Annotated in this window: 11 protein-coding genes; 5 read left to right on the forward strand and 6 right to left on the reverse strand. The window is 73.2% G+C overall.

What is annotated here, in order from left to right:
• Positions 1-164 precede the first annotated feature (164 nt).
• The 4 genes from DW309_RS16345 to DW309_RS16360 all read left to right on the forward strand — a co-directional run bounded on the left by DW309_RS16345 (position 165) and on the right by DW309_RS16360 (position 3247).
• Positions 165-920, forward strand: coding sequence for an ABC transporter permease (locus DW309_RS16345; RefSeq protein WP_136045968.1), 756 nt, complete (start codon positions 165-167; stop codon positions 918-920).
• A 29-nt stretch (positions 921-949) separates the two neighbouring features.
• Positions 950-2146 (forward strand): sensor histidine kinase, encoded by a 1197-nt coding sequence (locus DW309_RS16350; protein WP_136045969.1) that lies wholly within the window; start codon positions 950-952, stop codon positions 2144-2146.
• Positions 2140-2775, forward strand: a complete 636-nt coding sequence (locus DW309_RS16355; RefSeq protein WP_136028503.1) for a response regulator transcription factor — start codon at positions 2140-2142, stop codon at positions 2773-2775. The genes DW309_RS16350 and DW309_RS16355 overlap by 7 nt, the downstream gene beginning before the upstream one ends.
• Positions 2776-2866: 91 nt before the next feature.
• Positions 2867-3247: a VOC family protein gene (locus DW309_RS16360; protein ID WP_136045970.1), complete on the forward strand. Its 381-nt coding sequence runs from the start codon at positions 2867-2869 to the stop codon at positions 3245-3247.
• 121 nt (positions 3248-3368) lie between these two features.
• On the opposite strand, the gene DW309_RS16365 is transcribed toward DW309_RS16360, so the two are convergent.
• Together DW309_RS16365 and DW309_RS16370 are read right to left on the reverse strand one after the other, a co-directional pair.
• Positions 3369-4217 (reverse strand): PhzF family protein, encoded by an 849-nt coding sequence (locus tag DW309_RS16365; RefSeq protein WP_136045971.1) that lies wholly within the window; start codon positions 4215-4217, stop codon positions 3369-3371.
• 25 nt (positions 4218-4242) lie between these two features.
• Positions 4243-5967: a thiamine pyrophosphate-binding protein gene (locus tag DW309_RS16370; protein WP_136045972.1), complete on the reverse strand. Its 1725-nt coding sequence runs from the start codon at positions 5965-5967 to the stop codon at positions 4243-4245.
• Positions 5968-6132: 165 nt separating this feature from the next.
• Between DW309_RS16370 and DW309_RS16375 the strand changes: the two genes are divergently transcribed.
• Entirely contained in the window at positions 6133-6642 is a 510-nt protein-coding gene (locus DW309_RS16375) for a phosphoribosyltransferase (protein WP_136030014.1), read from the forward strand.
• Position 6643: 1 nt separating this feature from the next.
• Here DW309_RS16375 and DW309_RS16380 read toward each other — a convergent pair whose 3' ends face one another.
• The 4 genes from DW309_RS16380 to paaD all read right to left on the reverse strand — a co-directional run bounded on the left by DW309_RS16380 (position 6644) and on the right by paaD (position 10692).
• Positions 6644-8167: an ATP-dependent DNA ligase gene (locus DW309_RS16380; protein ID WP_136045973.1), complete on the reverse strand. Its 1524-nt coding sequence runs from the start codon at positions 8165-8167 to the stop codon at positions 6644-6646.
• Positions 8168-8243: 76 nt separating this feature from the next.
• Positions 8244-9014 carry an enoyl-CoA hydratase/isomerase family protein gene (locus tag DW309_RS16385; RefSeq protein WP_136045974.1) on the reverse strand — a complete coding sequence of 257 codons (771 nt, stop codon included), beginning with the start codon at positions 9012-9014 and terminating at the stop codon, positions 8244-8246.
• A gap of 14 nt (positions 9015-9028) precedes the next feature.
• The gene (gene paaE / locus DW309_RS16390) at positions 9029-10189 is read right to left on the reverse strand and encodes a 1,2-phenylacetyl-CoA epoxidase subunit PaaE (RefSeq protein ID WP_136030008.1); all 1161 of its coding nucleotides are present in this window, start codon (positions 10187-10189) and stop codon (positions 9029-9031) included.
• Complete coding sequence (gene paaD, locus DW309_RS16395) at positions 10189-10692, reverse strand: 1,2-phenylacetyl-CoA epoxidase subunit PaaD (RefSeq protein WP_168387308.1); 504 nt, start codon at positions 10690-10692, stop codon at positions 10189-10191. Before paaD ends, paaE begins: the two co-directional genes overlap by 1 nt.
• Positions 10693-10701 lie beyond the last annotated feature (9 nt).

Here is a 10701-nt window from a genome sequence, read left to right on the forward strand (position 1 = left end):
GCCGAGGGCGTGACCGGGGTGCGCCGGGACGGGGACCGCCTCAGCCTGCGCGCGACCGACTCCGACGCGGCCGCCCGGATCCTGCTCGACGGCGGTGCGCACGACCTGGAGATCGCCGCGCCCACGCTCGAGACCGCCTTCACCGCTCTCACGGAGGACTGACCATGCTCGTCTCACCCACCATGCTGCGCATCGAAGGCGTCCGCCAGCTGCGCAACCCGTACACCCTCGCGTTCACCCTGGCGATGCCCGTCGCCATGTATCTGCTCTTCGGGGCGGGCATGGGCTACGGCACCCTGTCCGCGGGGAACGGCAACGTCTCCTTCTACGTCATGACGTCGATGGCCGCCTACGGCACGGCGGTCGCGATGAGCTCGCTCACGTCTCTCGCCGCCACCGAGGCCAAGCAGGGGTGGGGGCGCCAGCTGGCCATGACCCCGCTCACCACGGCGGGGTACGCGCTCACGAAGCTGCTGACCGCGGTGTCGTTCGCGGCTCTGGCCCTCATGGCCGTGTTCGTCGCCGGCATGCTCACCGGCGCGGAGGTCGAGGACGGGTGGCGCTGGGCCGCGACCGCCGGCATCATCCTCGGCATCGGCCTCATGTACGGGCTCTTCGGTCTCGGTGTCGGCCTGTTCTTCAGCTCCGACTCGGCCGCCGCCCTCGCGTCCATCTCGATGACGTTCTTCGCGTTCTTCGGCAACGTGTTCATGCCGCTCGACGGGGTGATGCTCGACATCGCCCGCTTCACACCGCTGTACGGCTTCGTCGCGCTGAGCCGCTGGCCGCTGACCGAGGGCGTGCTGACGACCGGGCAGACCGACCCGCTGTGGATGCTCTTCCTCAACGTGGCCGTGTGGCTCGCGGTGTTCGCGGTGCTGGTCGCGATGGGCATGCGGCGCTCCCGGGCGCGGCAGTGACCCGCGCCGGCCGACAGTAGGTTGGACGGATGACGCAGCGCACGCAGCGGGAGCGCTCCGGCAGCTCCCGAGCCTCCCGCGACGCCGTCCGGTCCGGCGCGGCCGGAGCTCCGGTCGCGTCGCCGCCTCCCGGCGCCGCGGACCGCTCCGGGAAGGAGCCGTGGGCACGGTTCGGATGGCTGATGGCCGTCATCTGGCTGGTGTTCCTGGTGTACCCGGTGATCGCCCTGCTGCACTCGACCGCACCGCTCGGGTGGGTCGTCACCGGCTGGGTGGCGCTCGTCGCCTTCATCGTCCTGTACGTCACGGGGTTCCTGCACGGCATGCGCGGCGGCGGAGGGCTCGGGCGGCCCCCGACGCCGCGCCAGTGGATCACCTTCGCGCTGCTCATCGCGTGCGCACTCGTGACGGTGCCGGCGGTCGGCGGTTCGGCGCTGAGCTTCCTTCCGTTCATCATGTCGTTCGCGTCGTACGGCCTCACCCGGCTGTGGCACTGGATCGCGACCGTGGCGGCGGTCGTGGTCGCCGCGGGGTGCGTGCTGCTCATCCCCGGCAACCTGACGTACGCGTCGGTCCTGGCGATCGTGGCGCTGCTCGGGGTCGTCAACACGGTGTCGACCTGGCTGATCCTGCGCTCTGCCGAGGCGGAGCGCCTCGGACTGGAGCTGGCGACGAGCGAGGGGCGCGAGGCGGTCGCACGCGACGTGCACGACCTCATCGGCCACTCGCTGACCGTCGTCGGCCTCAAGGCCCAGCTCGCGCGACGCCTGATGGACACGGACCCCGAGCGGGCGCGGGCCGAGCTCGCCGACATCGAGCGCCTGACCGCGGAAGCCATCGCGGGCGTGCGGCAGACCGTCTCGGGGGCGCGTGCGACCACGCTGATCGAGCAGCTCGCCGCGACGGGGGACTCCCTGCGCGCGGCCGACATCCGGCTCGAGACCACGGGCGGGCCCGAGGCGCTCTCGCCCGCGCAGGCCATCACCGCGAGCTGGATCCTTCGCGAGGCGACCACGAATGTCCTGCGTCACGCGCGGGCCGACACGGTTCGGGTGCTGTTCGCGCCGGGGCGGGTGGTCGTGGAGGACGACGGCATCGGCTGCGCCTCCCGCGCCGTCGACGGCAACGGCGTCCGCGGGATGCGCGAGCGCGCCGCGGCCGCGGGAGCGTCGTTCTCGATCGGACCCGCGGGGGCGTCGGGCACGCGGGTGGAGGTGACGTGGTGAACGCGGACACGGGAGCGGGCGACAGCATCCGGCTGCTGATCGCGGACGATCAGGCTCTCGTGCGCGGCGCGCTCGCGGCCCTGCTCGACCTGGAGGCCGACCTGACCGTGAGCGGCATGGCGTCGGACGGAGCGGAGGCGGTGCGGCTGGCGGCCGAGGTGCGTCCCGACGTGTGCCTGATGGACATCCAGATGCCGGGCGTGGACGGGGTCGAGGCGACGCGGCGGATTCGTGAGGTCAGCCCGGGCACGCGGGTGCTCGTGGTGACCACGTTCGCCAGGCCCGGGTATCTGCGGTCGGCCCTCGACGCGGGCGCGAGCGGCTTCATCGTGAAGGACACTCCCGCGGAGGATCTCGCCGAGGCCGTGCGCCGCGTGCACTCCGGGCTGCGGGTGCTCGACCCCGCGCTCGCCGAGGAGAGCCTGTTCGACGGGGCGAATCCACTCAGCGACAGGGAGCGACAGGTGCTGCGGCTCGCCGCGGACGGCCGATCCGCCGCCGCCATCGCCGCGGAGGTCTTCCTGTCGGCGGGCACGGTGCGCAACCATCTGTCGGCTGCGATCGGCAAGACCGGTGCGGTCAACCGGGCGCAGGCGGTGCGCATCGCCTCGGACAAGGGCTGGATCTGACGCGGACCCTGCCGCGGCGGTGGCGGGTGTCGGTGCCCCGGCGTACCGTGAGCCGCGACGGGCGAGGGAGCCCGGACAGGAGGAGTGCGTGATGGAGTGGAAGATCGAGCTCATCTTCGTGCCCGTGTCGGACGTCGACCGGTCGAAGGAGTTCTACGAGAGGGTCGGCTTCCACGCCGACTGGGACCACACGCCGACGGAGGGGCTGCGGTTCGTGCAGATGACGCCGCCCGGGTCGGCCTGTTCGATCGCGTTCGGCACGGGCCTCGGCGTCGCGCTGGAGCCCGGGCAGCAGAACTCGATCCAGGTGGTCGTGCCGGATGCCGACGAGGCGCTGGCTCATCTGCGCGGCCTCGGCGTCGAGGCGCGCGGGGTGCAGGAGCTCGACTGGGGGCGGTTCGTGTCGTTCGACGACCCCGACGGCAACACCTGGACCCTGCAGGAGCTCCCGGACTACAGCGCGCAGGGCTGAGGGACACGCGCGTCTCGGCGCGTGCACGGGATCGCGTCGCGGGCACGGGACGCCCGCGCGGCCGACCCGTGCCCTCCACAGCACGTCGAAGGCTCGAAGCGCGCCGGGCGGGGAGAGGGCGTCACCCGATCCGCGCCGCGCCGCCGGAGACGAGGATGCCGCCCGTCGCGGGCACGGCCACGCGCAGTTCGCTGGGGCGTCCGACATGGGCGCCCTGGCGGATGCGCACGCTGTCGCCGGGGAAGCCCTGGGCGCGCAGGTACGCGCCGACCGAGGCCGCCGCGGAACCCGTCGCCGGATCTTCCGTGATGCGCCCGACCGGGAACAGGTTGCGGGCCTCGATGTCGGCCGGATCCTCGGCGTGCAGCACGGTCACCGTGCCGAGCCAGCCCTGCTCGCGCATGAGGGCGGCGACCGCGGCCGGGGCGAAGCGGAACTGGTGGAACAGCTCACGGTGGGCGACGAAGACGATCGGGTGCCAGTTGCCCGCGAACGCCTCCCGCACGGGGAAGCGGGGGTCGACGTCGTCCGCGGTCATCCCGAGCAGCCCGAGCAGCCGGTCGCGCACCGCCGGGTCGAGGTCGCGCACCTGCGGCTCGACGCTCGTGAACGACACCGTCACCTGCCCGTCCGCGTCGGCGAACGACTCCATCGTCACGGCACCGGCGGCCGTCTCGAACACCACCGTGCCCGGGCCGTCGCGCTCCGCCAGCGCCACCGCCGTCGCCACCGTCGCGTGACCGCAGAAGGGGACCTCCGCGGCCGGCGACCAGTACCGCACCCGCAGCCGCGCCCCGTCATCGGAGGCGCCGGTCACGAACGCGGTCTCGGAGTACCCGACGTCGGCCGCGATCCGCTGCATCTCCGCATCGTCGAGGCCTCCGGCGTCGAGCACCACCCCCGCGGGGTTGCCGCCGTCCGGCGTCGCCGCGAACGCGCTGAAGCGGAGGATCTCGGGGGCATCCGTCATAGGGCGAGCCTAGCGGCGGGCCCGGTCAGGAGTTCACGCGGATGATCTCCTGCTGATACGGGGCGATCACGTCGCCGGAGATGCGCAGGTCGACGACGAGGAAGCGGCGCGTCGCCGGGTCCTCGGCGGTCCACGCGGCGAGCCGGTCGAGGTCGGCCAGCGTGCGCACCACGAGCCCCTCCGCCCCGACCGCGGCACCGAACGCCGCGAAGTCGACCTCGGGGATGCGCATCGGCGCCTCGGCGAGTCCCTTCAGGCCGTAGAGGTTGACCTCGGCGCCGTAGGCCGCGTCGTTCCACACGACCGCCAGCCCGCGGCCACCCGCGGCGCGGACGGCCGACTCCAGGTCGGCGATCGCCATCAGACCGCCACCGTCGCCCGAGGTCAGCACGATCGTGGAGTCCCGGCGGGCCAGGGCGGCGCCCACCACGCTCGGCCAGCCCTGACCGATCGACTGGAACGCCGTGCCGACCATCATCATGCGGTCGGGCGCCGCGACAGGCCAGTACATGTTCGCCCAGCCGATGAAGTGCCCGCCGTCCGACACCACCACGCGGTCCTCCGGCAGCAGCTCGGCGATGCGGCGCGCGGCCGAGCGGGGGTCGAGGCGTCCGTCTGGCGCGAGCTCGTCACCGGCGTCGTACGTGCGCGCGGCTGCGACATCGACGCTCTCGCGCCACGGACGGGCCGGCGTCGCGTGCTCCACCGCGGAGCCGGTGCCGGAGTGCCGGCTCTCGTCGCCGAGGTCGTCCCCGGCGGTCGGGGGAGTGGCGCCGGTGAGCCGTGTCACGAGCGCCTCGGCGGGGAGCCGCGCGTCGGCCCGCACGAACCCGCCGACGTGGGCGTGCGTCGCGGCCGGGGCGACGTCGATCTGGAACACCCGCGTGCCCGGGGCGAACAGCTCGCCGAACCGCATCGTGAACTGGTTGAGCGAGGCACCGAAGACCACGGCGACGTCGGCCGTGCGCACGAGCTGCATGGCCCCGTCGGCTCCGAACCCGCCCGTCACGCCCAGGTCGTACCGCGACTCGGGGAAGACGCCGCGACCGAGCGCGGACGAGGCGGTGAGCGCACCGGTCAGGGCGGCCAGCTCGCCCAGGGCGGCGCCCGCTCCGGCGAGCCACGCGCCGCGTCCGGCGAGGAGGAACGGACGCTCGGCGCCGCGCAGCGCCTCCGCGATCTCGTCGAGCATGCCCTCCGCGAACTCGCCACGGGGCGCGAGGGGAGCGGGCAGCCGCGGCGCGGGCGCCGCCGGGACCTCGCCGGCCTCCAGGGCCGCGACGTCGTAGGGGATCGCGAGCACGACCGGCACGCGGTAGGTCAGCGCGTGCTCCACCGCGATGACCGTGGTCGCCGCGGCGTCCGCGCGGCCGACGGTATAGGTGCGGGCGCCGACGGCCGAGGCGAGCGCGATCTGATCCACGTCCCACGGGCGGGGGCCCGACGTGGGCTCGTCGCCCACCACGAGCACGAGCGGGACGTGCGCCTGCACGGCCTCGGCCAGCGCCGTGATGGTGTTCGTGAAGCCCGCGCCATAGGTCGAGGTGCCGGCGGCGATGCGCCCGGAGGCGCGGAAGTGCGCGTCCGCCGCGACCACGGCGCCCTGCTCGTGCCGCACGGCCGTGAAGACGGCGTCGGTGTGCTTCTCGATCGCGTCGAGGAAGTAGGCGTTGCCGTTGCCCATCACCCCGAAGACGGCATCGACGTGCTGGGCGAGGGTGAGGGCGACGTGCGCGGAGACCGTGGGCATGGGGGTGCCTTTCGAGAGACAGGGACGGAGGGACTGCGGGATCCGTATGTGTCTCGCCTCCGCGACATCGCGAAGCGCTTCGTGCCTCTTTTTCAGGCACCGGCCGGGCCGGACCAGCCCAGTCTAGCGGCGGCTCCTGCCTCGCGGATGCGCGAGAATGGACCGATGACGGATGCGGCGATCGAGCGCGAGACGCTCACCTGGGACGGCTTCGGCGCGGCGACGCGCGACCTGGCGCGGAGCATCCTCGCCAGCGGCTTCGAGCCGGAGGTGGTCGTCGCGATCGCCCGCGGGGGACTGCTCCCCGCCGGTGCCATCGCCTACGGCCTCGGCGCGAAGAACTGTGGCGCGATCAACGTCGAGTTCTACACCGGCATCGGCACGGTGCTCGACGCCCCCGAGGTGCTGCCGCCCGAGCTCGACATGGCGTACCTCGACGGTCGCCGTGTGCTGCTCGTGGACGATGTGGCCGACTCCGGCCGCACCCTCGCCCTCGCGGTGCAGCTGCTGAAGGACAGGGGCGCCGACGTGCGGTCGGTGACGATCTACACCAAGCCCTCCACGATCATCCAGCCTGACTACGCCTGGAAGGACACCGATCTGTGGATCAACTTCCCGTGGTCGTTCCAGGGCACCGTGCGCGAGGAGGACGAGGGCCTCGCGCCCTCCGCCTGACTCAGCCGCGCAGCAGCGCCCGCAGCGTCTGGATCGTGTCGGCCTCGGCCGGGGTCTTGTCGTCGCGGTAGCGCTTGACCCTGGCGAACCGCAGCGCCAGTCCCCCCGGGTAGCGCGGCGACCGTTGCACGCCGTCGATCGCGATCTCCACCACCAGCTCCGGTCGCAGGAACACGGTCGAGGCGGTGCGATGCGACTCGTGCTCCGGGAACTCCTCGGTCTGCCACTCCAGCAGCGCGTCGGTCAGGCCCTTGAACGTCTTGCCCACCATCACGAACGAGCCGGGGTCGCCGAACTCGCCCTCCGGATCGCGGGCGCCGAGGTGCAGGTTCGACAGCCACCCGCGCCGTCGGCCGGAGCCCCACTCGGCCCCGAGCACGACCAGGTCGTACGTGAGGACGGGCTTCACCTTGACCCAGGACTTGCCGCGGCGGCCGGCGGCGTAGGGGGCGTCGACGGCCTTGACCACCACGCCCTCGTGTCCGGCCGCGAGGGCCTCGCGCGACAGCTGCTCGGCGGCCTCGGGGTCGTCCGTCACGATCCCGGGCATGCGCCAGTCGCCCGCGACGGCCGCGAGTACCTCCTGGCGCACGGACAGCGGCTCGTCGAGCAGGTCGCGGCCGTCGAGGTGCAGCACGTCGAAGAACCACGGTCGCAGGGCGAGTTCGCGCGCGGCGTCGGCCCCGAACCGCGACATGGTCTCCTGGAACGGTCGTGGCCCGCCGTCTTCGTCGAGCGACAGCGTCTCGCCGTCGAGGATCACGTCGTGTGCGGGAAGCGCCCGCACGATCTCGACGATCTCGGGCAGGCGGTGCGTGACGTCGGCGAGGCTGCGGGTGTAGATGCCCACGTCGTCGCCGTGCCGGTGCACCTGGATGCGGGCGCCGTCGAGCTTGTACTCCACGGAGGCGCGGCCCGTGATCTCGAGCGCGGCGGTGGGCGTGGCCGCGGTCGCCGCCAGCATGGGCAGCACCGGGCGGCCCACCCGCAGCCCGACCTCCTCCAGCGCGCCCTCGTCTCCTGTCAGCGCCAGACGGGCGGTCTCCCCGAGGTCGCCCGAGAGCATCGCCGCGCGTCGCACGAGCGCGATGGGCTGATCGGACGCCCGGGCGATCGCGTCGAGCAGCACGCCGCCGAGCGCCCCCGTGCGCAGCTCGCCCAGCATGGCCCTGGCAAGGAAGTCCCACTCCGCGGCGGTGGACCGCGTGGCCAGGGCGCGCAGGAGGTCGCTGCGGACGCCGGCGGATCCGGCACCCGACGCCGTGGACAGCTCCTCGAACGCGTGGTCGACCTCGGCGATCGTGAGACTCGACTCCGCGGCGTGCGCGATGTCGAGTGACGACAGCCCGCGCCAGCCCACCCCCAGTCGTCCCTGGCGGGGGGAGGCGAGCAGGAGACCCACGAGCGCGGGCACGACGGCCTCGTCCGCACCGCGCAGCAGCTCGGCGATCGCGTCGATCTTGGCGAGGCGCGACGAGGTGGACGCGACCTTCTCGGTCGTGGTGACGAGCTCGGAGAGCAGCATCCCCGCATCATGCCACCGGCCGCGGACACCGCGGAAGGAGCTTGACACCGCCCGCCCTGGGGGCGGGGGTGCTCGTTCAGCGCCCGCGGAACTGCGGCCTGCGCTTCTCCTGGAACGCGGCGAAGCCCTCGCGGTAGTCGTCGGTGTCGCACAGGGCGGCCTGCGCCGCGTTCTCGATGCCGACCGCGTCCCACAGCGTCAGCCTCTCGTCGCGGATCCGCGCCACGAGCTCCTTGCTCGCCAGGAACGCTGCCGTCGCGCCCCGGGCGGCAGCGGCGGCGGCCTCCGCGGTCGCCGACACCACCTCGTCGTCGGGGAACACGCGGGAGAACAGGCCCGACTGCACGGCCTCGGTTCCGCTCATCAGGCGCCCGGTATAGATGAGGTCGAGCGTCTTGTGCGCGCCGAGCCGGTCGAGGAACAGCGCGTGACCACCGGAGTCGAGCGTGGCCCCCAGGGCCGCGAACGGAGAGCCGATCTTCGCGGACTCGGCCACGTACACCACGTCGGTCGCGATCAGCAGTCCGAGTCCGACGCCCAGACAGGCCCCGTGCGCGACCGCGAACGTCGGTGCGGGGAACCGCGCCATGCGCTGCAGCAGCGGGGTCACCGCGCCGCCGAGGTAGCCGAGCACGTCGTCGTCGCGCGGGTCGACCGCCGAGATGTCGCGACCGGCGCAGAACGCCCTGCCCTCGCCGCGCAGGACGAGCGCCCGCACCCCGGCGTCCTCCGCGGCGTCGTAGGCGGCGTCGAGCTCGTCGAGCGCGGTCTCGTCGAGGGCGTTGAGCTTCGCGGGCGCGTTCAGGACGACCGTGGCGACGTCGTCGGCGATGGTGAGGTCGATCATGGGGCCCTTCCGGATCAGACGTCGTAGTCGACGACCAGGCGGTCGCTCGTGGGGTGGGACTGGCACGTCAGCACGTAGCCGCGCTCGAGCTCGTCGGGTTCCAGCGCGTAGTTCTCCGTCATGGTGACGCTGCCCTCGATCACCCGCGCGCGACACGTGCCGCACACGCCGCCCGCACACGCGAACGGGGCGTCGGGGCGCACCCGCAGGGCCGCGTTGAGCACCGACTCGCGTGCCGCCACGGGGCTCTCCACCGTCGAGGAGACGCCGTCGAGGTTCACCTCGATGCGCACCGTCTTCTCCCCGGCGCTCACCGTCACGGGGCGCGCGGCCCGCACCGGCTCGTCACCCGTGGTGAACAGCTCGAACCGGATGTGCTCGCGCGGCACGCCCACGTCGGCGAGCACCGCGCGGCACAGGTCGACGAGCGCGAGCGGCCCGCACAGGAACCACTCGTCCACATCGGAGGGGTCGATCAGCGATCCGAGGATCGTGCGCAGCTTGGGCTCGTCGAGGCGGCCGGACAGCACGGGGGCCGTGCGCTGCTCGCGCGACAGCACGTGATGCAGCGTGAGCCGGGTGGGGTAGCGGTCCTTCAGGTCGGCGAGGTCCTCCAGGAACATCACGTCGAGGGTCGAGCGGTTCGTGAACAGCAGCGTGAACCGCGAGGTCCGCGACCGCGTCAGCACGGTGTGCGCGAGGGCCATCAGCGGAGTGATGCCCGATCCGGCGGCGATGCCCACCACGTGCTTCTGGTCGAGGTCGTCGAGCCCCGAGGTGAAGGTGCCCTGCGGGCTCATCACGTCGATGCGGAAGCCGGGGTGCAGACCCGTCTGCGCCCACGTGGAGAAGAGCCCGCCCTCGTCGCGCTTGACCGCCACGCTCAGGCGCGTCGGCCGTCCGTCGGTGCGGTGCTCGGGAGCGCGGCACAGCGAGTACGAACGCCGCACCTCCTCGCCGTCGAGGGTCGTGCGCAGCGCCACATACTGGCCCGGCAGATGGTCGTAGTCGTCGGCGAGCTCGGGCGGCACCGTGAAGGTGACCTCGACGGAATCCTCGGTCAGCGGACGCACGTCCTCGACCTCGAGCGTGTGGAACCGCGCGCGCGTGCGCTCGCGGGAGGCGGGTGCGGCGGCCGCGGGCGGCGTCGCCCGCGCGGGGGAGAACAGCGACATCAGTGCACCTTGAAGTGGTCGAAGGGTTCCAGGCACGCGCGGCACTCGTACAGCGCCTTGCACGAGGTCGAGCCGAAGCGCGACACCTCACGGGTGTCGAGCGAGCCGCAGCGCGGGCACCGCACGCTCAGCGCGAGCCGGATCGGCCCCGACGACACCGCGGCGCGGCCGCTGGGCGGGGCGATGCCGTACTCCCGGAGCTTCTGCGCGCCGGCGTCGCTCATCCAGTCGGTGGTCCACGCGGGGGACAGCACGAGCCGCACCTCGACCTGCGCCCAGCCCGCCGCGGTGAGCGCCAGCACGACGTCGTCGCGGATGGTGTCCATCGCCGGGCAGCCGCTGTACGTCGGGGTGATGTCGACCCGCACCGTGTCGCCGTGCACCTCGACCGCGCGCAGCACGCCGAGGTCCTCGATCGTGAGCACGGGCACCTCGGGATCGGGCACGGCCGCGGCGATCCGCCACGCCTCGGCCCGCGACCCGGCCGCTGTGCCGGTCACCACGACGCCCCC

This window comes from Microbacterium sp. K41, from assembly GCF_004794395.1.
GTDB classification, from domain to species: domain Bacteria; phylum Actinomycetota; class Actinomycetes; order Actinomycetales; family Microbacteriaceae; genus Microbacterium; species Microbacterium sufflavum.